The sequence below is a fragment of the Deinococcus sp. Arct2-2 genome (assembly GCF_004801315.1).
In the GTDB taxonomy this organism is placed as follows: Bacteria; Deinococcota; Deinococci; order Deinococcales; family Deinococcaceae; genus Deinococcus.
This window is the reverse complement of the sequence record NZ_SSNW01000002.1, coordinates 1-22,930: the sequence shown is the minus strand read 5'-3', so window position 1 is coordinate 22,930 and position 22,930 is coordinate 1. Positions and strand designations below refer to the sequence as shown.

At 63.1% G+C, this 22,930-nt stretch carries 19 protein-coding genes; 11 read left to right on the top strand and 8 right to left on the bottom strand.

The features are described from left to right. Positions 1–103: 103 nt before the first annotated feature. Positions 104–919: an SDR family NAD(P)-dependent oxidoreductase gene (locus E7T06_RS01295; protein ID WP_136364049.1), complete on the top strand. Its 816-nt coding sequence runs from the start codon at positions 104–106 to the stop codon at positions 917–919. Positions 920–1,091: 172 nt separating this feature from the next. Here the strand turns inward: E7T06_RS01295 and E7T06_RS01290 are convergent, their stop codons facing one another. The 3 genes from E7T06_RS01290 to E7T06_RS01280 form a co-directional block, all read right to left on the bottom strand. After that, the gene (locus E7T06_RS01290; protein WP_136364048.1) at positions 1,092–2,285 is read right to left on the bottom strand and encodes a permease prefix domain 1-containing protein; all 1,194 of its coding nucleotides are present in this window, start codon (positions 2,283–2,285) and stop codon (positions 1,092–1,094) included. Next, a complete protein-coding gene (locus tag E7T06_RS01285; protein WP_136364047.1) occupies positions 2,278–2,607 on the bottom strand; it encodes a PadR family transcriptional regulator in 330 nt (109 codons plus the stop codon). Before E7T06_RS01285 ends, E7T06_RS01290 begins: the two co-directional genes overlap by 8 nt. Positions 2,608–2,914: 307 nt before the next feature. Then, entirely contained in the window at positions 2,915–4,015 is a 1,101-nt protein-coding gene (locus tag E7T06_RS01280) for a Gfo/Idh/MocA family oxidoreductase (protein ID WP_136364046.1), read from the bottom strand. A gap of 225 nt (positions 4,016–4,240) precedes the next feature. Between E7T06_RS01280 and E7T06_RS01275 the strand changes: the two genes are divergently transcribed. The 5 genes from E7T06_RS01275 (at position 4,241) to E7T06_RS01255 (ending at position 8,681) form a co-directional block, all read left to right on the top strand. Continuing rightward, positions 4,241–4,696, top strand: a complete 456-nt coding sequence (locus E7T06_RS01275; RefSeq protein ID WP_136364045.1) for a tellurite resistance TerB family protein — start codon at positions 4,241–4,243, stop codon at positions 4,694–4,696. Positions 4,697–4,873: 177 nt separating this feature from the next. Continuing rightward, positions 4,874–5,449, top strand: coding sequence for a TerD family protein (locus E7T06_RS01270; protein ID WP_136364044.1), 576 nt, complete (start codon positions 4,874–4,876; stop codon positions 5,447–5,449). Positions 5,450–5,572: 123 nt separating this feature from the next. After that, positions 5,573–6,799, top strand: a complete 1,227-nt coding sequence (locus E7T06_RS01265) for a TerD family protein (RefSeq protein ID WP_136364043.1) — start codon at positions 5,573–5,575, stop codon at positions 6,797–6,799. Then, entirely contained in the window at positions 6,796–8,061 is a 1,266-nt protein-coding gene (locus E7T06_RS01260) for a VWA domain-containing protein (protein ID WP_136364042.1), read from the top strand. The genes E7T06_RS01265 and E7T06_RS01260 overlap by 4 nt, the downstream gene beginning before the upstream one ends. Positions 8,062–8,099: 38 nt before the next feature. Further along, positions 8,100–8,681 (top strand): TerD family protein, encoded by a 582-nt coding sequence (locus E7T06_RS01255; protein ID WP_136364041.1) that lies wholly within the window; start codon positions 8,100–8,102, stop codon positions 8,679–8,681. A 65-nt stretch (positions 8,682–8,746) separates the two neighbouring features. Here E7T06_RS01255 and allE read toward each other — a convergent pair whose 3' ends face one another. From allE to E7T06_RS01235, 4 genes are read right to left on the bottom strand one after another with little or no spacing between them, the layout of a single operon-like run. Continuing rightward, positions 8,747–9,514, bottom strand: a complete 768-nt coding sequence (gene allE, locus E7T06_RS01250; protein WP_136364040.1) for a (S)-ureidoglycine aminohydrolase — start codon at positions 9,512–9,514, stop codon at positions 8,747–8,749. Further along, positions 9,511–10,872, bottom strand: a complete 1,362-nt coding sequence (locus E7T06_RS01245; protein ID WP_136364039.1) for an allantoinase — start codon at positions 10,870–10,872, stop codon at positions 9,511–9,513. The genes allE and E7T06_RS01245 overlap by 4 nt, the downstream gene beginning before the upstream one ends. After that, complete coding sequence (locus E7T06_RS01240) at positions 10,862–12,106, bottom strand: allantoate amidohydrolase (RefSeq protein WP_136364038.1); 1,245 nt, start codon at positions 12,104–12,106, stop codon at positions 10,862–10,864. The genes E7T06_RS01245 and E7T06_RS01240 overlap by 11 nt, the downstream gene beginning before the upstream one ends. After that, positions 12,103–13,476, bottom strand: a complete 1,374-nt coding sequence (locus tag E7T06_RS01235) for an aldolase/citrate lyase family protein (protein ID WP_136364037.1) — start codon at positions 13,474–13,476, stop codon at positions 12,103–12,105. The genes E7T06_RS01240 and E7T06_RS01235 overlap by 4 nt, the downstream gene beginning before the upstream one ends. A 136-nt stretch (positions 13,477–13,612) precedes the next feature. On the opposite strand from E7T06_RS01235, the gene E7T06_RS01230 reads away from it, so the two are divergent. From E7T06_RS01230 to guaD, 5 genes are all read left to right on the top strand, one after another. After that, a complete protein-coding gene (locus tag E7T06_RS01230) occupies positions 13,613–14,956 on the top strand; it encodes a glycerate kinase (protein ID WP_136364036.1) in 1,344 nt (447 codons plus the stop codon). 277 nt (positions 14,957–15,233) lie between these two features. Then, positions 15,234–16,676 (top strand): FAD binding domain-containing protein, encoded by a 1,443-nt coding sequence (locus E7T06_RS01225; RefSeq protein ID WP_136364035.1) that lies wholly within the window; start codon positions 15,234–15,236, stop codon positions 16,674–16,676. Continuing rightward, positions 16,673–19,027 (top strand): xanthine dehydrogenase molybdopterin binding subunit, encoded by a 2,355-nt coding sequence (xdhB, locus tag E7T06_RS01220; protein WP_136364034.1) that lies wholly within the window; start codon positions 16,673–16,675, stop codon positions 19,025–19,027. Before E7T06_RS01225 ends, xdhB begins: the two co-directional genes overlap by 4 nt. Positions 19,028–19,344: 317 nt before the next feature. Continuing rightward, a complete protein-coding gene (gene xdhC / locus E7T06_RS01215; protein ID WP_136364033.1) occupies positions 19,345–20,184 on the top strand; it encodes a xanthine dehydrogenase accessory protein XdhC in 840 nt (279 codons plus the stop codon). Continuing rightward, positions 20,181–21,518, top strand: coding sequence for a guanine deaminase (guaD, locus tag E7T06_RS01210; RefSeq protein ID WP_136364032.1), 1,338 nt, complete (start codon positions 20,181–20,183; stop codon positions 21,516–21,518). Before xdhC ends, guaD begins: the two co-directional genes overlap by 4 nt. Before the next feature lie 46 nt (positions 21,519–21,564). On the opposite strand, the gene E7T06_RS01205 is transcribed toward guaD, so the two are convergent. Continuing rightward, positions 21,565–21,801, bottom strand: coding sequence for a KGG domain-containing protein (locus E7T06_RS01205; RefSeq protein WP_136364031.1), 237 nt, complete (start codon positions 21,799–21,801; stop codon positions 21,565–21,567). Positions 21,802–22,930 lie beyond the last annotated feature (1,129 nt).

Genomic DNA, 22,930 nt, shown 5'->3' with positions numbered 1-22,930 from the left:
GTGATTTGCGGGCGGCACGCGGCGTGGAAATGTTGTTGCCCTTGTGGTTGCGCGTCTGGAGACGACGGGGAGACACACCGTTCAATTTGAGGATCATGCGCGGATGACTCAGAATTCTGGCAACCAGTCAGCACGCGACTTGCAGGGCAAAACGGTGCTGCTCACCGGGGCCACCGCCGGAATTGGCCGGGCCACCGCACAGGCTTTGGCGGCAGAGTTGCTCAGCGCAGGCGCGGGCCAAGTCCAAATGTTTTCCGCCGATCTGTCCCGCCTTGCCGATGTGCGGCGTGTGGCACAAGACGTTCAGAGTGCCAGAGGGCAGTTGCACGTCTTGATCAACAATGCGGGCGCGTTTTTTCAGACGCGGGAAGAAACCGTAGGCGGCCTAGAGTGCACGCTGGCGCTGAATCACCTTTCGCCCACGCTGCTCACGCACCTCCTGACGCCGCTGCTGACGGCCACGCCCGCCTCCCGCGTTGTCATGGTCAGTTCGAGCGCACAGGCCAACGGTCACCTTGATTTTGATGACCTGCAAGGCCAAAAACGCTATTCAGGCTTCCGCGCCTACAGCCAAAGCAAGCTGGCAAACGTGGTGTTTTCCAACGAACTCGCCCGCCGCCTCGCTCCGCACGGGGTCACGTCCAACGCGCTGCATCCCGGCGTGGTCAACAGCAATGTTGGCCCTGGCAGCCGGGGCGTCATGGGCTTAGGCTTCAGCCTGATCAAGCGGTTTGGGGCCATTTCGCCGCAGCAGGGCGCACAAACTACGCTGTATCTGGCCGCCGCACCCGACGTGCAGGGCGTGACCGGGCAGTATTTCGACCGCCAAAAACCCGCCCGCGTGAACCCAGAAGCGCAGAACGTGGAGATTGCCCGGAGGTTGTGGGAAGTCAGTGAAGGCTTGGTGGGGCTGGGTTAGGCGGCTGTTGTAGAGGAGTGAGTAGAGCTTTTATCCCCACCTCTAAGGGGGGGCGTTGCGCCAGCAACAGGGGGATTCACCTTCCAACGCCGAATGCAACCCCCCAGTCGGCTTCGCAGCCAGCCCCCCTTAGAAGTGAGCGAAAAGCCCTTCCCACACCCTACGTCCCTCGTTATTGCTCGCCTATGCTCAGGCCCGACGCTGGAACTAGGTTAAACGTGGGCGTGTTGGCTGCCCCGGTGGTCAAGCTTCCGCTGAGGCGCAGCAGCAGGGCATGGGCCGGAGCGTTCGTGCTGGCGTAGTCGCGCCACTGGGCTGGATCGGTCAGGCGGCGGGCGTCTTGCTGCAAGTCGGCCACAGTGCTGCTCAGGCGCAGGGCGGCCAAATCGTAGGGCAGGGCAAAAGTCAAGCGGCCATCGGCTGCGGGGCGGGCCAGATCGAAGGCCAGCACCAGCGGGCGCGGCTGTCCGCTCACCTCTGGGCGCACCGCCCGCATCACGCTGACCAGCGCGTATACGCCGTCGGGCTGGGCTTGGGTCAGGGTTGGGGGCAGGGTGTGGGTGCTGTACAAGTCCACGCCACCCCACTTGGCGCTGTAGGCCGACGGCAATCCCACTTGCTGCACCAATGGCGATAGCGCGAGGCTATACAGGTTGTAGGCGTCCACCGGTTGCGCTGCCGTGCCCAACTTGACCTTCAGAGTGCCGACTTGCAGTTCGGGATTTTGCCAGCCCTGCACCCGCACATCCAGCCCCGCCTTCAGCAGCGACTGCGCCAGCGTATTGGCATCCAGATACGTTTTGCCCGTGGCATAGTCGCGCAACAACGCCCGTGTTACGAAGGGGGTTTGATTGTCCTCGTCCGCGCCGATCTTCACCACCACCGGGTTGGGCTGGCCTGTAAACGTCAGCACGGGGCGCTGCGGATGGCCCGACACGGCCACGCCCGCCTTCAGCAGCTCACCTTGCAGGCTTTGGGTGTCGAGGTAGGTGTACGGCCCGGCGGGAAGGGCGAACAGAGGCTGATACCCCTGCACCTGTGCAAATCCGCGTGAGCCTGTGGTGATCGCCAAAAACGCCGTGCAGATCATCAGCGCACCGATGGCCGTGACCCGCGCCATTTGGGGCAGCAGATACACCTGAGCCATGCCCAAGCTGACCTGCTCCGGCTGGCCTAATTCGCGCAGCGTGTGCCGAATGGCCTCAGCGGGCGTCAGTCCGGCAAGGCGCAGTTCTTGGCAGCGGGCCTCCAAGTGGCCGCGAAGCTCCTGCCGAAGCTCCCGGCGTTGGCGTCCCCACAGTCCGCGTGTAGAACGCTGCAAATACCGCGCAATATCGCCGCTGTGACCCGGTTTACCGTTACTCATAAGGCCTCCCCAGAGCTTGTAGGTGCGTGCTGAAGGTTCTGAATTCCTGACGTTTGCGGGCCAACAGCGTCCGGCCATCGTCGGTCAGCCAGTAGGTCTTGACGGGTGCGCCGCCTCTGGGCGCGGGCCGAAACTCGCCGTCTATCGCCCCGGCCAGTTCCAAGCGGTGCAGCGCCGGATACAGGCTGCCCACCCGCAGATCAAAGTAGCCGTCCGTATCTACTTGCGCCTGTTTGCTGATCTCGAGGCCGTACATGGGGCCGCCCTCCAAAATCGCCAGCAGAATGAGGTCAAGGTGTCCTTTGAGTAAGTTTGGTTCCATAAACACTTCCTTTTTTGACGGCTGTCAGGGTGGCGACGTTGGTTGCTCAAGCCTAAGCGGCGAAGGATTGACACCGCGAATGTTGGGCGGCTTGGGCTGTATCGGCTGCCTATATCGTAATCCGATAGATGGCAGGCACAGCTACCGGACTTACTTTGTGAAGCCAGATTCAAGGGTTGAGGGGTCGGTCTGTTTTGCAGTGCCAGACAGTCTTTTGTCTTCTGCTGTTGCCAGGCTCGCAAGGCAGTAAAACAGAGGGGGTCGTGCACCACCACGCCCCCTCATGACTTCATCTGGCTGACTTTTCTTACCCCGGCAACTCCGGTTTCTCGCCCCTGAACACGTCCAGACCAGCGTAGTTTTCCAGTCGCACCACCTGGCCCGTGCGGGCGCTTTCGTAAATGGCATCCATGATGCGGTGATCCTGCACCCCTTCTTCTCCCGGTGTCCACGGCGTGTTGCCGTCTCTGATGCGTTCGGCAAAATGATCGATCTCTAGCCCAAATTGATCGTAGCTACCGAAGGCCGGAAGGGTTTGGCCGCCCTTATCGGTGATGCTCAGGCTGAGGCCGGTATAGCTGAAAGCCGGATCCATCAGGGCGTTGCCTTCCTCGCCCAGCACGCGCAAAGTGGTCGTTTTGTGCGCTCCATAACTGGTCAGCGCATTGGCAATCACGCCGCCCGGAAAGCCCAGCATGAACGACACCGATTCTTCTATCTCGCGGAATCGGGAGTCATTTTTCGGTTGATGCTGTGCGGCAAACACCCATTCCGGCTCGGTGCCCAGCACAAAGCGCAGGATGTTCAGGCTGTACAGGCCCACATCGGGCAGGGGGCCGCCGCCCGCCAACGCGATTTTCATGCGCCACGCTTCGGGATCGGTTTCGACTTGCACATGGATGGAATCCAGCAGCTTGACTGCGCCCAATCTGCCGCCCTGCACGGCGTCGCGGGCGGCCCAGTGGTGCGGCGTGTACTGGCAACGGTAGGCCGTCATCAGCTGCACTCCAGCGGCGCGGCAGGCGTCCACCATCGCCTGAGCCTCTGCCGCATTCACCGACAGCGGTTTTTCGCACAGCACATGCTTGCCCATGCGGGCGGCCCGTTCGGTAAATTCGCGGTGCAGGCTGTTGGGCAGCACGATATACACGCCGTCCACGTCTTCCCGGTCTTTCAGCGCCTCGAAATCGTCGTAGGCGTACACATCGCCGTCGGTCAGATCGAAGGCGCGGGCCAAAGCGCGGCCTTCCTCCACGTCTGACGTGACGAGCGCGGCCACGCGGGTATGCTGGCTGGTGCGAATGGCCGGAATCAGTTCCTCGGCACTCAGTTTGCCCAGCCCCACGATAGCCAGTCCAACGCGCTTCTGAACAGATTCCGGCTCCGGTAGATCAGGTTTAAGCGGCATGTCAAAAAGGCTAAAGCGGCGGCGTGCGCCTTGATGACACGCCGCCTGAACGTGCCTTTAGGCTCGGTGGCTGTGACTGATCTATGGATGTCTATTGACCTCACATTAGCCTCAAACTCACATTCTTACCGCTATGCTGGACACAGGGGATGCTGTCCCCGCAGTCCTGTCTCGTTTCCCGTGACCCTCTTACGCAACGCTATGCACCGCACAACAGGAGAATCGATGAGCTTTTTGAACAAACTTAAGGCGATGGGCAGTCAGGCCGGCAAGGAAGCGCAGGATACGTGGAGCCGCTTTAACAACACCGCTTTTGCCGACGCGACGATGGCCGCCTGCGCCCTGATCGGCGCGGCAGACGGCAAAATCGACCAGAACGAGCGCACCCGTACCGCCCAGTTCATTACCACCAGCGACAAGCTCAAAGCCTTCAACGTGGGCGATATGAAGACCAAGTACGACAACTTTTGCAACAAGATCACCGCCGACTTCGACTTCGGCAAGATCGAACTGATGCAGGTCATTGGCCGCGTGGCAGGCAAGCCTGATCAGGCCCGCGCCGTGGTGCAGCTCGCCCTCGTGATCGCCAACGCCGACGGCGAATTCAGCCCCGACGAGCAGCAAGTCATGCGCGACGTGATTTTTGCGCTGAAGCTGACGCCCGCCGAATTCGGCCTGTAAAATTCCGCGGCCCCACGCGGCGCATGAGTATCAGATGTCAAAAGGCCGCTCCAGCTTTGAGTCTCCCCAATTGTGATTGACAGAACGCTTTGATGGCGACATTCTAGAGGTAGAGTCTCATACTCCTCTTTCAATTCGTTGTGCACACCTACACCACACCCATTTCAGGAGGGCACCATGGCAGTATCACTTTCTAAAGGCGGCAACGTTTCACTTTCCAAAGAAGCTCCCGGACTCACGGCCATCGTCATCGGCCTCGGCTGGGATCCCCGCGCTACCGACGGCAAGCAGTTTGACCTTGACGCCAGCGCCTTTATGCTGAAAGACGACGCCAAAGTGCGGGCTGACGGCGACTTTATTTTCTACAACAACAAAGTGTCTTCCGACGGCAGCGTGACCCACAACGGCGACAACCTGACCGGAGAAGGCAGCGGCGACGATGAAACGCTCGACGTAGATTTGACCAAAGTGCCTGCCGAAGTGCAGAAGGTCGCGCTGTGCGTCACCATCGATCAGGCCGATACACGCGGCCAGAGCTTCGGGCAAGTGGGCAACGCTTACATTCGCGTGCTGAACAAGGCCAACGGCAGTGAAATCGCCCGCTACGACCTGTCCGAAGACGCCTCCACCGACACTGCCATGATCTTCGGCGAAATTTACCGCAACGGAGCCGACTGGAAATTTAAAGCCGTCGGTCAGGGCTATGCAGGTGGCCTCGCGCCGCTGGCCCGCAACTACGGCGTCAACGTCTAAACTTGTTTTCCGGAGGCGGGTGGGGCTGCTGTGGCCTCCGCCCGCTTTTTGCGCTTGCTGGAGCTGAACAGTGACGCACGGTGAACACTACTCCACTTCCACTCTTGATCTGATAAGGAATCCATGCAGACCTTCCAAACTGGACAAAAATCGCCCCTGAGCGCCCTCACACCCCACACCGCTCTCACGCTGACGGTGCGTGTGACTGGCCCCGCGCCCGAATACGACCTGATTTTGTTTGGCTTAGACGCGGCGGGCAAGCTCTCCGATGACCGCTATATGGTGTTTTTTAATCAGCCCCAGAGTCCGGAGGGGGCACTGACAATGCAGAGTGGGGCGCGGAACGAGAAAGTTTTTCAACTTGATCTGGCGCGCCTGCCTGCTTCGGTGCGCCGCCTGAGCCTCGCCTCCACCGTTGATCAGGGTTCGTTTGCAGCCATTGATCATGCCGAAGTGACGCTGAGCAGCGGCGCGGGCCAACACCTGACCTACCGCGTGACCGGGCGCGATTTTCAGCAGCAGCGGGCCATCATGCTGCTGGATGTGTACTTTAAAGACGTGTGGCGAGTTGGGGCCATCGGGCAGGGGTTCAACGGCGGCTTAGACGCATTGGTCAAGCATTTTGGCGGTACGGTGCAGGACACTCCTCTCGGGCGGCCCCCAGTTCCGCCGCCCGCTCCGGCTGCCGCGCCCCCTTCTGCCCCGATTCCCGCCGCTCCAGTACCACCCCCAGCACCCACCCCCAGCATCAGCCTGCAGAAAATTACGCTGGACAAGCAGGGCCAAAGCACCAAGATTTCCCTGCGCAAAGACGGCGGCCAAGACCCCATCCGCGTGAACCTGAACTGGGAACGCGGCGGCAGTAAGGGTGGATTTCTCGGCTTTGGCGCAACGTCGGGCGCTGACCTCGACTTGGGCTGCATGTTCGTGCTCAACAACGGGCAAATGGGCGTGATTCAGTCGCTCGGCAACAATTTCGGCTCCGACCGTTTCGAGCCGTACATTATGCTCGACAAGGATGACCGCACCGGAGCCTCAAGCGACGGCGAAAACCTGATTATTTTCCGGCCTGACCTGATCCATACGGTGCTGATCTTTGCCTTCATCTACGAGGGAACCAGCGATTTTACCCGTGTGGGCGCACACCTGACCCTGAAAGACCCGCGTGGCAACGAAATCACGGTGCGCCTGAGCAACCCCGACATGCGCCGGACGTTTTGCGCCATTGCCAACATCGAGAACGTGGGGGGCGACATCAAAATTACCAAAGAGGAACGCTATTTCAGCGATCATTCCACCTGTGACGAGCATTACGGCTTCGGCTTTCGCTGGTCGGCGGGCAGCAAATGACGTCCCTGACTGCTGGGCAACGCTTGCCCCTCGCCACTCTGGGCCTCGGCTCCAGCTTCTCCGTGCAGGTCCATTGCACGCTCAGCGGCACCGATATCACCGCCTTTGGTCTCAAAGACGGCAAGCTGTCCGATGACCGTTACATGGTGTTTTTCAACCAGCCCAAGAGTCCAGAAGGGGCGCTGGCGCTCACCGCTCAGGGCGTAGATACGGCCTTCAGCGTCAATGTGCAGACCCTTCCCGCCGACATCACCGAAGTCTATTTCACGGCCACACACGACACGACGCCGGTGGGCCAAGCCGGGGCATTGTCGGTCACGCTGGGCAGCGCCACATTCGACGTGAAACCGCACCTGAAGGCCGAAAAAGCCGTGATGCTGGTGCGCCTCTACCGTCATCAGGGCGAGTGGCGGCTGGCAACCGTCGCGCAGGGCTTCGACGGCGGTCTAGACGCGCTGGTGCGGCATTTCGGCGGCGAGGTGGCTGAAGCCGCCGCGCCTGCGCCCGCTACACCCGCCGTTGCTCCCCCTCCCGCCGCTGCACCCGTCAACCTCAAAAAAGAGCGCCAGCGCGTGCTGCTGGAAAAGGCCGAACGCGAGCAACCGCAACTGGTGAGCCTGATCAAGGCGGCCAGCGTGAGCCTCGAAAAACGTGGCCTCGGCGAAGCGCAGTACCGGGTGAATCTGGTGCTGGACATCAGCGGCAGCATGTACGACGAGTACCGCTCCGGGTCGGTGCAGGCCCTGGCAGAGCGGGCTTTGGCGTTGGCGGCCCGCCTGGACGATGACGGGGAGGTCGAAGTGTATCTGTTCGGTCTCAAGGCACACCGCCAAGGAGCCTTATCGCTGGGCAATGTGGGCGGCTTCGTGGCCCGCATGGACATTAAGCTAGAAGGCGGCACCCATTACAGCCCCGTTATGACCATGGTGCGCGACGACGCCCGCCAAGCAGGCCACCGCCTGCCGACGCTGGTGCTGTTCATCACTGACGGCGGTACATCCAACCGCCCCGCTGTGGTCAAACAAATGATGGACGCCGCCCACGAACCGATCTTCTGGAAATTCATGGGCATCGAAGCGGGCCGGGTGGACTTTGATTTCCTGGAGAAGCTGGACGATCTGAAGGGCAGGCGAGTGGACAACGCCGACTTTTTCCGCGTGCCCGCGCCCATCCGGATTCCAGACGGCGAATTGTTCGAACTGCTCGTCAATGAACTCGATTCATGGCAACGCGACGCCAAGCAGCAAGGTATCTTGCGCTAACCCCCCCCTCGTTCACATTCTCTTTGGAGGCAACACTTATGGCTATTTCACTGCAAAAAGGGCAACAGATCAGTCTCGCCAAAGAGGCTGGCCCCTCGCTGGGCAAGGTCCGCATGGGTCTTGGCTGGGACGCCATCAAGAAAAAGGGCTTTTTGGGCTTCGGCGGCGGGCAAGTCGCCGTTGACCTGGACGCCAACGCCCTGCTGTTCGACGCGGGCGGGAACCTTGTGGACGCCGTGTGGTTCCGGCAACTGCAAAGCAAAGACGGCAGCATTCGCCACAGCGGAGACAACCGCACCGGCGCGGGCGACGGCGACGATGAAACCATTGAAGTTGATTTGGCCCGTCTGCCTGCCAACGTCGTGACCGTCATTTTCAGCGTCAACAACTACACCGGGCAGGATTTTAGCCAGATCGAAAACGCTTATTGCCGCCTCGTGAACCTTCAGGGCGAGAAAGAAATTGCCCGCTACAATCTCTCGGCGCAGGGCGGCCACAGCGCCATGATTCTGGCGAGCCTGAAACGTCAGGGCAACGACTGGACCATGACCGCCATCGGCGCGACGTCACGCGGGCGCACCTATAACGACAACTTGCCCGATATGCGGCCCTTTTTGTAAGCAGATTAAGCGAGTTGTGTTAGACGGGCGTCCTGTGTGGCGTCCGTTCTTTTTTGATTCAGCACTTATTCCATCCCCGCCCCCAGCATTGCCAAAGGATGCCGGTTCATATCCTTGTACAGCAGGTACTTGCTCCAGCTTCGGCCCAATGCGCCGTACCACTGCGGGCAATACGCGCCCATCCAAATCACGTCACCCACGCCGACTGGGTAATAGGTGTCTTGTAATTTATACAACCCCTCGCCTTCCAGCATCAGCAGGCCGTGTTCCATGTAATGAATTTCGGGGTAAGGCAGGCTTGCGCCGGGAGCAAAGCTCATCGTGGACATCATGAAGTCGAAGCGGGCGTCGTCGGGCAGCAGTTTGCGGGCCATCAGGTGGTCGTCGCCCTCGAAGGCGTAACCGGGATTGTGGGGCTCGTTGCCCCACACCACGTCCGGCGCGGCTTGGCCCGCTGCCGCCTCATACGGTTTTTCAAACACGGCGAGGCGGGTGGGCTGCGTGGCGGTCAGCGTCTGCGCCGTCCCTGCCGGGGCAAACACATAGTCGGAGGGCCCCAGCCTACGGGTCTCGCCGTCGATGCTCACCTCTACTTCACCGTCTAGCACGAAGGCAAAGCGTTGATAGCCGTGTACCGACGCGCTGGCCTGGGCGCCCTGCGGCATCTCGGCAGTGAACTGGACGAAGCGGGCGCGCAGGCCGATCACTGGGGCAATGTGCAACACAACGGCGCTGCCGGGCCATTCGGCCAGTGCCGTGCGAACGAAGGTTTCGGGTGTAATGACAGCGTGCGATTGGTGCAGGCTGCTGCGGGTATGGCCGAGGTGTTTCATGTGGCTCCTTGAAGGTGCGGCGTTAAGAGCTGTCCTCTGACCGCTGTGTCAAACTTCCCGTTCTGGTACACAGCCTGGCCCCGCACATACGTCGCTTGCACGTTGCCCTGAAATGAAGTGCCGACATACGGGTTTTGCTGCCAACGGTCATGTAAATCAGTCTGCCCCAGCGTCCAGCGGTGGCCCAGGTTCACCACAGCAACATCGGCGTCTGCGCCTACACGGAGTTCACCTTTGTGGGGAAGATGGAATCGCCGCGCTGGATTCAGGGCGGTCAAGGCTGCAATCGCCGCCACCGCCAAGCCGCGCTGCGCGTGTCCATCCGTCAGCAGTACATTCAGCGTGCTTTGTGCGCCACTGATGCCGCCCCACAGCGCAAAAAAGTCGGCACTGGCCTTCAGGTCAGGCGGGGCAGGGGAGTGATCGGAACCAATGATGTCAATTTCACCGCGCAACAGGGCCGCCCACAGGTCATCTTGTACCGCCTGCGGGCGCAGCGGCGGCGCACATTTTAGGGCTGCGCCGATGCGTTCTACATCTGCGTCGGTGAAATGCAGGTAGTGGGGGCAAGTTTCGATGCTCACGTCTACGCCCCGCGCCTTGGCCTCCACGGCCAAGGCCACTGCCTGCCCGCTGCTGAGGTGAACCAAATGCAGCGGCGCGTTCAACTCCTGCGCGTACAGCAGGGCACGCTGCACCGCTTCCAACTCTGTCACCACCGGACGCGAATTCAGGTAGTCGCGGGCTGAAGAAGCCCCACCCGTGCGGGCCAATTCGGTCAGGCGGCGCGTAAAGCCGTCACTTTCGGCGTGGGTGGCGAGCGGCAAGCCGAGGCGTTTGGCGGCTTTCAGTCCCTCATACAGCGTCACGTCATCCACCGCCGGAAATTCATCCAGCCCGCTGTGGCTCATAAAGGCTTTGAAGCCGATCACGCCTGCGTGGGCCAACTCGTCCATGTTGTCCAGATTCAGCGGGGTCAGGCCGCCCCACAGCCCAAAATCCAGCAACGATTTGGCTTCGGCGAGGGCGCGTTTGGCCCTAAAAGTGGCCGCGTCCAGCACGGGTGGCGAGGAATTGAGGGGCATATCAAAAAAGCTGGTGGCCCCGCCCGCCGCCAGCGCCCGTGAACCGGTTTCGAAGCCTTCCCAGTGGGTCCGCCCCGGCTCGTTCAGGTGCACATGGGCGTCCAGCACGCCGGGAAACACGTGCAGGCCCGTGGCGTCCAGCGTGTGCGCGGCTCCGCCTAACACCTCATCGGCAATGGCGACGATTTGCCCGCCTTCCACCGCTAGATCGGCCTGCCGCTCGCCCTGCGCCGTGACGAGGGTGCCGCCCCGAATGATCAGATCAAAGCCCATGCCTGCCCCCTTCTGCCGCCAGCAACTGCAAAAAGCGGCTGCCCACAGCCAACGCGTCGGTCACGTCTTCGGCCAACACCGCTTCGTCGGGATGGTGGCTCAGCCCGCCTGGCGAGCGCACGAACAGCATGGCGGCGGGCATTCGGGCCGCCAGCACCATCGCGTCGTGGCCCGCGCCGCTTACAAGGTCAGGGTGAGGCAACCCCGCGTCAGCCGCCGCCTGATGCAGCAGCGCCCGGAACTGCGGGTGCATCGGTGTGGCCTGCACTTCCATTTTCGGCGTGACGGTCAGGGTGACGCCGCGTTCGCTGGCAAAGCCTTCAGCCGAAGCCAACAGCTCCGGGAGCGCGGCCAAGCGCACCTCGTCGCGGGCGTGGCGAAGGTCCAGCGAGCAGCGCGCTTCGCCGGGAATGACGTTGCCAGCGCCGGGTTTCACGTCCATCATGCCCACCGTCGCCACCAGCCCAGGTGTGCTGCGGGCCAGGTCCTCGGCGGCCACCACAAATCGGGCAGCGGCGGCCAACGCGTCGCGCCGCAGCAGCATCGGCGTGGTTCCGGCGTGCGAGGCGCGGCCGGTGAAGGTCAGATCGAAGCGGTTCTGGCCGGCAATCGCTTCTACAATCCCCACACTCTGGCCCGCCGCCTCCAACACTGGCCCCTGCTCGATATGAATTTCAAAGTATCCCAGGGCCTCCCCGGTGATTTCGGCAGACGGCAACGCTTGGGCGTCCAGTCCAAATGCGGTCAGCGCTTCCCGCACCGTTTGGCCGCCCGCGTCACGCAAGTCCAGCATCGGCCCCGCCGTGCCCAGCAGCGCCAAACTGCCGAAAAACGACGCGCCGTAGCGCACGCCCTCCTCTTCCGAAAAGCCCAAGACTTCCAGCGCAAACGGCAACCGCTGGCCGCCCAACGCTTCGACGAGCGCGAACCCCAGCACCACACCCAAGATGCCGTCATAGGCTCCGGCGTTCGGCACGGTGTCCAGATGCGATCCTAGATAGAGCGTGGGCGCCTCCGGCGCGCTTCCTTCCCAGCGGCAGCGCAAGTTCCCGGCGGCGTCTACATGGCTGGTCATGCCCAATCTCTGCGCCCAATCGGTCAGGTAGGCGTGGACGTCGTGCATGGGCGGCGTCAGGAACAGGCGGGTGATGCTGCCGGGTGTGGTGGTGAATTCGGCCAGCGTGTGGCAAGCGTCCAGCACGGTCTGGGTCAGGTGAGGGTGGGTTCGGGTCATGCTGAGGCCTCCGGTAACGACTGCGCGGCGCGCGGGAAATAGGGGATGCAGAGTTCGGTTAAGACCAGATGATCGAGCAGTTTGGCTTCTGGGGTTGCGTCATCCGCTTGGGCGCGGCGCTCGTGCAGGTAGCACTGAGCCGTCAGGCGTTCGCCGCCGTCCAGTTCTGCGCCGCAGCCCACCCACTGCCACAGCTGGGCGCGGGCCAGTTCCGCCGTCGCCGTGTCCTCGATCCGGCCCCCACGCACTACCACGCCTCTCCCCGCGTACCATGCCCGGAAGACTGCCAATGCCAGTCCAATCGTGTCCTGTACGGTGTTCAGCGGCAACACCTGGGCTCCTGGCAAGTTCAGCAACCGCTCCCGCGTGCGCTCCGGCGATTCGGGCGGCAGCGGTTCAGCGCTTACGCCCTCAAATCCGGCCCGCACTGGTGCCAACAGGTCTGGGAGTCCGGCCCAAGCCGCCGTGAATCCTTGCAAAGCTTCGCGGCGTTTGTCGGCCTGCACTGTGTTTAACGCCGATTGTGTATCACTTGGATCGGGCGCGACGGCGGCGCTTCCGCCAATCGCTTCTGCGTTCCGGCGCTGGCACACGCGCACCAAGGCTTCGGCGTACGCCCGCATCGCGTCCACCTCCATGCCCAACTCGGCGCGGGGCGGCAGGGCTGCACTCGTTCTTCCCACCCATTTGGTCAAGCTGAACACGTAATCCCAGCGCCCTGCGTTCAGGCCGTAGGCTCGCCCGCGCAGGGCGTACAAGAGGGCGTCGGCGTGCAGCACACCCAAAAACGTCTCGATTTGGAGGCACACCCGAATAGCATTGGGGGCCAAGTTCAGTTCCGCTTCGGCCACAGCCAAGGCGTCTTCCCAAAACTTCGCCTCGGCCACCGTTTCCAACTTGGGAATATACAGGTGGATGGGCTGCTGGGGCCGCGCCGCCACTATGGCCGCTAAATCGCACAAACTGGCAATGCCAGGGCCGTCAAAATCCAACCCCTGTTCCACCGCATACAGCGCGCGGGGCCGTGCCAGCAGCGGCGTTGATGTGGAAGTGGCCCAAGCCAAAGCGTCATATGCCGCCTGCACATTGGCCCGTGTGGGGGCAAACGTGTCATCAAAATCAATCACCACCGCGTCTGCATCTGAGGCCAACGCTTGCCGCAGTGCATCAACATCCGACGCTTCTACGATCAGTTCGGCGCGGCGGCCCCGCAAGTCGGTGGGAATGGGTGCGGCTGCGTATTCGGGCGGTGCAGGTGGGTCAGGATCGCCGGGAAGGGCGTCCCAGCGGGCACGCAGCGCCGTATGCAGGCGCGTGGCGAGCTGGTGCGCAGGCGCTGAGAGTTGGAGAGATGCAAGCTCGGAAGTCATGAGGCGTCCTTGGAGTAGGGGAGAGCGCGGGCGGCTTTGGCCTCAGCCTATCAACCCGCAACGCAGGTGCACGCCAGATCCTGAGGCGTCTAGATGTCCGTTGCCGTGTCCTGCACACGCCTATGCTGAGGCCGAGATGTCAGCCCCCATCGCCAACCCCCGCGCCCTCCTGGACGCCACCTACCGCGCCGCACTGCGGGCCACCGACGCGGGCGCCTTGGTGCGGGCGCGGTTGCTTCAGCCCGGCTTCAAAGCCCCATCTCTCGTCGCCGCTTTCGGAAAAGCCAGCCTGCCGATGCTGGACGCGGCCCTCTCCGTGTATCCAAACTCGCGGTTCTTGGCGCTCGCCCCAGACGGCTTGGAGGTCAGCCCCGCCGTGCAGGCCGCCCTTGATCAGGGTCAAGGTGAACTCCACTTGGCCCGCCATCCCGTACCTGATGAACGCGGCGTGCGTGGGGCAACGCGGCTCCTCGAACTGGTGAACGGCTTGCAGGCGGGCGCAGACCTGCTGGTGCTGGGTTCGGGCGGCGGAAGCGCGCTGCTGTGTGCGCCTTGGGGCGTGACGTTGGGGCAAAAGCAGGCGCTGACGCGGGATCTACTGGCATCTGGCGCAAGCATTCACGATCTGAATACCGTTCGCAAGCACCTCTCGCACGTCAAGGGCGGGCGCTTGGCACAGGCGGCGTTGGGGCGCGGCGCGTCCGTCACCGCTCTCCTGCTCTCCGACGTGATCGGGGACGATCCCAGCGTGATCGCGTCCGGTCCCACCGTGCCTGATGCCAGTACTTTTTCTGATGCTTTGGCCGTGCTCGGTAGATTCGGGCTGGGTCATCCGGCAGCGCGGGCGCACCTGCAACGCGGCCGAGCCGGAGAACTCCCCGACACGCCCAACCCCGGCCCTGCGTTCGCCCGTGTCCACACAGAAGTCATCGGCTCCAACCGCCTGCTGCTGAATGCGGCGGCGGCCCACTTGGATTCTCAGGGCGTGCGGGCGATCATTCTGGGCGACGCCTTCGGCGGAGAAGCCCGCGATCTGGCCGCTACACACGCTGCCATCATTCGCTCTGTGTATACGTCCGGCACGCCTGCCCTGGCTCCGGTTGCCCTCATTTCCGGCGGAGAAGCCACTGTCACGCTCGGCCCAGCGTTCGTTTTTGATGCAGCTCCGGGCATCGGCGGGCGCAATCAGGAGTTTGCGTTGGCCTTCCTGATGGAAATGGGGTTGCTGGAATCGGAAGGCTTGAACCTGAATCTCTGGGGCCTGTCGGCAGGCTCGGACGGCATAGACGGTACATCTGCGGCTGCCGGCGCTTTCCTCATGCCAGACAGCCTCGTGCGGGCGCGGGCACGGGGCCTTGATCCTGCCGCCGCTCTGCATCGCCACGATTCCGGCACTTTTTTTGCGGCTCTAGGCGACGCTCTGATCACTGGCCCCACCGGACAAAATCTGAACGACTTGCGCGTGCTGCTGGCGCTGTAAGCGTTTGGCTTGCAATCGCCCCAGCGCCGTCCTAGAGTAGTTCCAGAGCATTGCCCACACTCCAGACGGCTGTTCTGCATGGATAACCAGCCGTCCGCCCAGAGCCTTTCCAGCCCTATGCGTCAACCATGCGTTTGCCCCCCAGCCGTAGATCAACACGGCGGGCGGCCGGCGCACGCTGACCACCGGGCTGTTCTCTTGTCATAGTTTTTATCGTCTCCACCGCAATTCTTAGCTTCTTTTTGTGCCACCCTCTCAGACATCAGGAGGCCCATCCATGCCCAATCTGCACGCAGTCGAACTGACCATCAACGGGCGGCACCAGACCGCTCAGAATGTGCGCCCACACACCACCTTGCTGAACTGGCTGCGCGATCAGGGCCTCACCGGATGCAAAGAAGGCTGCGCGGAAGGCGAGTGCGGAGCGTGCGCGGTGCTGGTGGCGCGGCCCCAGGAGGACGGCGGCACGCGCTTGGAATCGGTGAACGCCTGCCTGGTCCTGATGGGCAGCTTGGCGGGTCAAGAAGTGGTGACGGCGGAGGGGTTGGGGCGTCCGGACGCGCTTCATCCCGTGCAGCACGAGTTGGCGGTGCGCGGCGGCTCGCAGTGCGGCTACTGCACCCCCGGCTTCGTGGTCAGTATGGCCGCCGAGTATTACCGGCCTGAACGGGTTGAAGGTGACCCGCATCACGGCCCGAATGGATTTGACATTCACGCCCTCAGCGGGAACCTCTGCCGCTGCACAGGCTACCGCCCCATTCAGGACGCGGCTTACGCCCTCGCACTGCCCCCCGAGGCCGATGCACTCGCCCAGCGCCGCACCCAAGCGCCGCCTCTGCCCCAGCCCACGTACCTCAGCACCCCCGACGGCGACTTCCACCGCCCCGGGACGTTGGCCGAAGCTCTGGCCGTGCTGACCGCTCACCCTGACGCCAAAGTACTGGCAGGCGGCACCGATTGGGGCGTCGAAGTGAACTTGCGCCACGCCCGCGCCGGCGTCACCATCGCGGTAGACGGGCTGCCGGAACTGCGCACGCTGACCGTCACCGACCACTTCATCGAACTCGGCGCGGGCCTGAATCTGTCGGAATTGGAGCGGCGCTTGGGCGACCAAATCCCGCTGCTGCGTGAGTGGTTTCCGCACTTCGCCTCGCGCCTGATCCGCAACAGTGCCACGCTGGGCGGCAATCTGGGCACGGCCTCGCCCATCGGAGACAGCCCGCCGGTGCTGCTGGCGCTGGAGGCGGGCGTGGTGTTGGTGGGGCCGCAGGGAGAGCGCGACGTGCCGCTGGCCGACTATTTTGCGGGGTACCGCCAGACCGTCAGGCAATCCGGTGAACTGATCCGCGCCGTGCGAATTCCGCTGCCGCTTGCGCCCGTCACGGGTTTTTACAAGGTGGCCAAACGCCGCTTCGACGATATTTCCAGTGTGGCGGTGGGCATTGCGCTGGAATTGGAAGGCCAAACGGTGCAGCGTATTCGCATCGGCTTGGGCGGCGTGGCGGCCACCCCCATTCGCGGGCTGAAGGCTGAAGCCGCGTTGACCGGGCAAGTCTGGAATGAACAAAACGTGCGCCGGGCGGCTCAACTCCTTGCCACCGAGGGCACGCCGCTGGACGACCACCGCGCTTCGGGGGCTTACCGCGCCGCCATGTTGGAGCAGACCTTGCTGAAGTTCTACTTTGAACGCACGGAGCAGCGTCAGGAGGTGCTTGTATGAGCTTGTTCGAACGCCCGCCACTGGGCGCCGTGGGCGACCCCGTCCCGCACGAGAGCGCCGGCCTGCACGTCACCGGGCACGCGCTGTACACCGACGACCTCGGCGTGCGCCTGCAAGGGCTGCTGCACGCCTGGCCCCTGCAAGCGCCCCATGCCCACGCCCGGATACTGGGTCTGGACACTGCGCCCGCCCTGAGCGTTCCCGGCGTGGTGCGCGTCTTGACGGCCGCCGACGTACCGGGCGTCAACGATTCGGGCGTGAAACACGATGAGCCGTTGTTTCCTACAGAAGTCATGTTCTACGGCCACGCGGTCTGCTGGGTGTTGGCCGACAGCGCCGACGCGGCGCGGCTGGGGGCCGAAGCGATTCGGGTGGAATATGAAGTTTTGCCCGCCCTGCTGACCATTGCCGAAGCGGTTGCAGCGGGCAGTTTTCAGGGGTCTCAGCCCACCTTGCGCCGGGGAGATGTCTCACTGGGCTTTGAGCAGGCCGCGCATCTCTTTGAAGGTGAATTCGAGTTTGGCGGCCAAGAGCATTTTTATCTGGAAACCAACGCCGCCCTCGCTTACACCGACGAATCGGGCCAAATGTTCATTCAGTGCAGCACCCAGCATCCCACCGAAACCCAGGAGATCGTGGCGCATGTGCTGGGCCTGACCTCCAGCCAAGTCACCGTGCAGTGCCTGCGCATGGGGGGCGGCTTCGGCGGCAAAGAGATGCAGCCACACGGCTTTGCGGCCATTGCAGCGCTAGGCGCGGCGCTCACCGGACGCCCCGTCAGAGTGCGCCTGAACCGCACCCAAGACCTCACCATGACCGGCAAGCGCCACCCTTTTCACGCCCGCTGGAAAGTGGGATTCGACGATTCAGGCCACCTGATGGCCCTGCAAGCTACCCTCAGCAGTGACGGCGGCTGGAGCCTCGACCTGTCTGAACCCGTGCTGGCCCGCGCCCTGTGCCACATCGACAACGCCTACTACATTCCGCACGTGGAAGTGTTGGGCCGCATCTGCAAAACCAATAAAACGTCCCAGACGGCGTTCCGGGGCTTCGGCGGGCCACAAGGCATGTTGGTGATCGAAGATATTCTGGGCCGCTGCGCGCCTGTGTTGGGGCTAGACGCCGCCGATCTGCGCCAGCGCAATTTCTACGCCCCCGGCGAGGCCACGCCCTACGGGCAACCCGTGCGCCACGCCGAACGCCTGCAACTGGTGTGGCAAACGCTGCTGGAAAAGAGCGATTTTGCGGCCCGACAAGCCGAGATTGAGGTGTTCAACGCGGCCCATCCTCACACCAAACGCGGCCTCGCCATCACGCCCGTCAAGTTCGGGATTGCCTTCAATTTCACCGCCTACAACCAAGCGGGCGCGCTCGTTCACGTCTACAAAGACGGCTCTGTGCTGATCAATCACGGCGGCACGGAAATGGGGCAGGGGCTTCACACCAAGATGATTCAGGTGGCGGCGACGGCGCTGGGCGTCCCCCTCAAATGCGTGCGCCTCGCGCCGACCCGGACCGACAAAGTACCGAACACCTCGGCCACGGCGGCCAGTTCCGGGGCCGACCTGAACGGCGGGGCCATCAAGGATGCCTGCGACCAGATCAAGGGGCGCTTGGCGGCGGTGGCGGCGGGTGCGCTGGGCGTGCATCCCAACGACGTGCGTTTTGAGAATGGCCGCGTGTACCCGCTGGGTCACCCCGACCAAGGCCTGGATTTTGCCAAGCTCGTCCACGACGCCTACCACCTGCGCACCCAACTCTGGGCGGCGGGCTACTACCGCACGCCGGGCCTGCACTGGGACCGGGCGGCCATGCAGGGCGAACCATTCAAATATTTCTCTTACGGCGCGTCTGTATCGGAAGTGGAAGTGGACGGCTTTACGGGCGCGTACCGCCTGCTGCGCGCCGACCTGCTGCACGATGTAGGCGACAGCCTTTCGCCCCTGATCGATATAGGCCAAGTCGAAGGCGGTTTCGTGCAGGGGGCGGGCTGGCTGACCCTCGAAGAGTTGCGCTGGGACACTTCTGATGGGCCGCACCGGGGCCGCCTCGCCACCCAGTCGGCCAGCACCTACAAGCTGCCCAGTTTCTCCGAAATGCCTGAAATCTTTCATGTGGCCCTGCTGGAACAAGCCACCGAAGACGGCGTGGTGTACGGTTCTAAGGCCGTCGGAGAGCCGCCCTTGATGCTGGCGATCAGCGTGCGCGAAGCCCTGCGGGAGGCCGCCGCCGCGTTTGGCCCCAGCGGGCGGCCGCAACAGCTCGCCAGCCCGGCCACCCCCGAAGCCGTGTTCTGGGCGCTGGAAGAGGCGCGGCAGGAGCGGGCGCAAGTGGTGGCGGCGGATGACTAGCGGGGAGGTGGAACGTGGGACACAGCAGCAGTAGGAACGGCTCTGCACTCCTTTCCATCCATCAATCCCGCCGCTCGACTCCGTGTGAGGCCTCCGTGCGTGCAAGGCGCGGGCCACTCTCAGTGTCAGGACAACTGGCTATTCCGCTTCAGGTGAGGGACTCAGACAAGTTGGAATTCAACAAGCTCACTCCTCAGCGGCCCCGCAGAGCTGCGCAGCCGAGCTGCCCCTCTCCTGACCCCTCTGGAGGCGGGGCTGGGGGAGTCCAACGTGGGAGCCACCATCAAACTTAAATCGACGTTACCAAGGACCCCCAAGTGAACTGGCTCGCTGCCCTCCAACACCTGACTGACCACAATGAATCCGGCGTCCTCATCACCGTCGCTGCCGTGCGCGGTCATGCCCCGCGTGAGGCCGGAGCCAAAATGGTGGTCAGTCAGGGTGAAACGTGGGACAGCGTCGGCGGCGGCAACCTGGAGGCCACCGCCGTCGCCCGCGCCCGCGCACTACTCCGCACTCACGCCCAGGCCCCCGAACTGTTGACCCTGCGCCTGAACGACAGCGCCCCCAACGAGTATGGCCGCCAATGCTGCGGCGGAGAGGTGACGCTGCTGTTCGAGCCGCTGGCAACGGTGCGGCCGCACATCGCCCTGTTCGGCATCGGGCATGTGGGCCTGGAGTTGGCGCTGATCTTGTCGCGCCTGCCCGTGCAGCTGCACCTCACCGATTCGCGGGCAGCGCAACTGGCCCCCGAACGGCTGGCGGGTGTGCTGGCAGGCGCGGCCACCGTTCACCTTCACGCCGTCCCCATTCCCGAGTTGACCCTGCCCGATCTGCCCGCCGGAAGTCACCTGATCGTCATGACCCACGACCACGCTGAAGACGCCGCCCTGTGTGACGCGGCCCTGCGCCGCCCTGATCTGGGGTTCATCGGACTGATCGGCTCCAGCGTGAAATGGATTCGGTTCCGCGAGCAACTGAAGGCGGTCGGCCATGCCGAAGCCGACCTAGAGCGCATCACCACGCCGATTGGTTTACCGGGCATCAGCGGCAAAGCGCCCGCCGTGATCGCCGTGAGTGTGGCGGCCCAACTGGTGCAGGTGCTCGAGCAGTCCTCCCGTCCCCAGCCTGTGCTCCCTCCCCAAAGGATTTCATGACCCTCTACCGCGCTACTTTTCTGCACACGCCCGCCAATCCGTTCCACTCCGATCAAGCTCTGCACACCGAAGACGATGGCGGCCTGCTCGTTCAGAACGGCCACATCATTCAGAGTGGACGCTTTGCCGACGTTCGCGCCGCCCATCCCGACGAACCGGTAGACGACCTGCGCGGCGGCCTGCTGTTGCCCGGATTTATCGATACGCATGTGCATTACCCGCAGGTGCGCGTGATCGGCGGGCTGGGGTTGCCGCTGCTGGACTGGCTGGACACCATCACCTTGCCCGAAGAAGCCAAATTCGGCGACGATGCTTACGCTGCCGCCATTGCCCGCGAATTCGTGTCGGGTCTGACCAGCAACGGCACCACCACCGCGCTGATGTTCGGCTCTCACTTCGCGAGTGCCGTCGACCTGTTGTTTCAGGAAGCCAGCCGGGTGGGGCTGCGGGCGGTGGCGGGTCAGGTCGTCTCCGACCGGCTGCTGCGCCCCGAGCTGCACACCACGCCGGAGCGGGCCTACGCGGAAGGCAAGGCGCTGATAGAGCGCTGGCACGGGCGAGACCGCAATCTCTACGCCGTCACGCCGCGGTTTTCCCTGTCGGCCTCAGAAAGAATCTTGGACGCCTGCGCCGCGTTGATGACCGAGTTCCCGGACGTGAGATTCACCAGCCACATCAATGAAAATGGGCGTGAAATCCAAACGGTGCGCGAGTTGTTTCCCAGCAGCCGCGATTACCTGGATACGTATGAACGCGCCGGACTGGTCACGCGCCGCAGCGTGCTGGCCCACAGCGTTCATCCCACCGACCGGGAACTGGGGGCCATGGCCGAACACCGCTGCACCGCCGCGCATTGCCCGTGCAGCAATTCGGCGCTGGGCAGCGGCCTGTTCCCGCTGCGGCGTCACCTGGCCGCGGGCGTTCACGTTGCCCTGGGCACTGACGTGGGCGGCGGCACGGGCTTTTCGATGCTGAAAGAGGGCTTGCAGGCCCACTTTATGCAGCAACTGATGGGGCCGGAAGGCGTACCGCTCTCGCCCGCGCACCTGCTGTATCTCGCGACCCGCGCCGGAGCCGAAGCCCTGGATCTAGAGGGCCACATTGGAGATTTCAGCGCCGGCAAGAGCTTTGACGCAGTATACTTCCGCCCGCCCGAAGGCAGCATCATGCACACCGTGTTGGCCCATGCCCCCAGCACCGAACGCGCGCTGGCCTCCCTGTTTGCCGGCGGCACCCAAAGCGACGTAGCGCAGGTCTGGATCGGTGGCGACGCGGTGTATAGCCGGGCCCCACACCGGCACAAAAAACTCCAGCCGAGTGGGCTGGAGGGGTAGGAGGAGGGCACAGCCTGCGTCGAAGGAGCGGTGTCGGCGCTGCGCGTCAATCTGCAGATTGGGTGTTTTGTGGCGCCGCCCCATCTGCCTTGGTGCGGCCGCGGGAGGCCTGACCGCCTTTGCGGCCGGCGGCGCGGGCCTCTTCAGAGGTAAATTGATGGGCATTGCCGCTGGCGTGGGCTGCTTGTCCACCCTTGCTGGCAATCTCGCGCTGCCTTTGGGGGTCCATCCGGGCAAAACCGCGTCCACTGCTTGCGCTGTTCTTCTCTTTCTTGCTGGTCATGTCACGCCTCCGGCCGAATCTGGTCCACGAAGAAGCAGAAGTTTCCGCTCGCTGGCCCCGATTGTGCCACAAGATGGAGCTCAGCCGTACTCGTCCCACTAAAGACTCCACTGTATAGAAATGTTGATCATAGATAGGTTTGATAAAGCAGTCTTAATCACACTTACACATTAAGAAAACATAGGATTCGGGGCGGTGCTGTGCAGCCGGTACTGTCGGGAAACAGGGGCGCTGGGCTTTGCACACCGTGCGCCTCGCGTTGTTCCGCGTGGTCCACCCTGCGTCCCACACTCCAAAGGAAGGCCGTTCCTAGTCTATGGGGAAATCGCGGTGGGTGAACGCACCGTCCGTGCAGTCCTGCCAAGGGCGCCGTTCCCCTGGTGGGCCAAGGCGTCCAATGCTCTATGTTCGGCTGCCGGTGATGGATCCTGCGCTCACGTCGCCACGGGCAACGAGGTGATGTTCAGGAGTGAGGCCGTGGCCGATGAACTCTCCGTGAATGTCTGGGAGCGCCTGAAAGTCATGGTATGGCGCTGGGGCAAGCGGACCATCAGTGATGAGTCCGGGTTGATCACTCCTCACCGGTGCGGCAGAGGTGGACGCGGTACCCTCTATCCCTCGTCAAGCCCTAGCCACTCAAATGCCGCATTTTGAACTTCGCTCGGCACGGTGTGGCCGCCTGCGAACTTGAGCAAGGACACGTTCTGTTCTGTCAGGTGACGTATATCGCACCTATGTTTGAGATAACAGCAGAGCCGAGGTTGTTCAGGGCGTCCATCAGTGCCGCTCCCAACTGAGTGACAGAGTCATCGCATCGGCGCGGCGTCCTGAAAGCTGAGTTCTTTAACGGTTTCGGCGGCGTACCCGTTGACTGGAGCGTAATGTGTTGACCTTTGGAGTGTCAGGATTCATCCAAGCGCACTGATGCAAGATCGCCTTGACATCCGCCCACCCGCACTTGGATGCCACTGAGACACACCTGGGGCGTTTAGAGCTTTTGCCTGAGACCTACCTGAGGCATTGAGGGGGCACTGCCTGAGACACACCTGAGGGGTTGACGCTGTTTCCCTCAGGTGGGCCTCACCCGATTTTACGTAGGTCTGGTTAAGCCACTAAAGCTTGCCTCTCC

What these genes read in the sequence shown, in the direction of transcription:
- E7T06_RS01285 (WP_136364047.1), bottom strand. Translation starts at nt 2,607, where the DNA reads ATGGAACCAAACTTACTCAAAGGACACCTTGACCTCATTCTGCTGGCG.
- E7T06_RS01290 (WP_136364048.1), bottom strand. Translation starts at nt 2,285, where the DNA reads ATGAGTAACGGTAAACCGGGTCACAGCGGCGATATTGCGCGGTATTTG.
- guaD (WP_136364032.1), top strand. Translation starts at nt 20,181, where the DNA reads ATGACCCTCTACCGCGCTACTTTTCTGCACACGCCCGCCAATCCGTTC.
- E7T06_RS01245 (WP_136364039.1), bottom strand. Translation starts at nt 10,872, where the DNA reads ATGGGCTTTGATCTGATCATTCGGGGCGGCACCCTCGTCACGGCGCAG.
- E7T06_RS01265 (WP_136364043.1), top strand. Translation starts at nt 5,573, where the DNA reads ATGCAGACCTTCCAAACTGGACAAAAATCGCCCCTGAGCGCCCTCACA.
- E7T06_RS01280 (WP_136364046.1), bottom strand. Translation starts at nt 4,015, where the DNA reads ATGCCGCTTAAACCTGATCTACCGGAGCCGGAATCTGTTCAGAAGCGC.
- E7T06_RS01240 (WP_136364038.1), bottom strand. Translation starts at nt 12,106, where the DNA reads ATGACCCGAACCCACCCTCACCTGACCCAGACCGTGCTGGACGCTTGC.
- E7T06_RS01225 (WP_136364035.1), top strand. Translation starts at nt 15,234, where the DNA reads ATGCCCAATCTGCACGCAGTCGAACTGACCATCAACGGGCGGCACCAG.
- E7T06_RS01235 (WP_136364037.1), bottom strand. Translation starts at nt 13,476, where the DNA reads ATGACTTCCGAGCTTGCATCTCTCCAACTCTCAGCGCCTGCGCACCAG.
- E7T06_RS01205 (WP_136364031.1), bottom strand. Translation starts at nt 21,801, where the DNA reads ATGACCAGCAAGAAAGAGAAGAACAGCGCAAGCAGTGGACGCGGTTTT.
- E7T06_RS01270 (WP_136364044.1), top strand. Translation starts at nt 4,874, where the DNA reads ATGGCAGTATCACTTTCTAAAGGCGGCAACGTTTCACTTTCCAAAGAA.
- E7T06_RS01255 (WP_136364041.1), top strand. Translation starts at nt 8,100, where the DNA reads ATGGCTATTTCACTGCAAAAAGGGCAACAGATCAGTCTCGCCAAAGAG.
- allE (WP_136364040.1), bottom strand. Translation starts at nt 9,514, where the DNA reads ATGAAACACCTCGGCCATACCCGCAGCAGCCTGCACCAATCGCACGCT.
- E7T06_RS01275 (WP_136364045.1), top strand. Translation starts at nt 4,241, where the DNA reads ATGAGCTTTTTGAACAAACTTAAGGCGATGGGCAGTCAGGCCGGCAAG.
- E7T06_RS01230 (WP_136364036.1), top strand. Translation starts at nt 13,613, where the DNA reads ATGTCAGCCCCCATCGCCAACCCCCGCGCCCTCCTGGACGCCACCTAC.
- E7T06_RS01260 (WP_136364042.1), top strand. Translation starts at nt 6,796, where the DNA reads ATGACGTCCCTGACTGCTGGGCAACGCTTGCCCCTCGCCACTCTGGGC.
- xdhB (WP_136364034.1), top strand. Translation starts at nt 16,673, where the DNA reads ATGAGCTTGTTCGAACGCCCGCCACTGGGCGCCGTGGGCGACCCCGTC.
- E7T06_RS01295 (WP_136364049.1), top strand. Translation starts at nt 104, where the DNA reads ATGACTCAGAATTCTGGCAACCAGTCAGCACGCGACTTGCAGGGCAAA.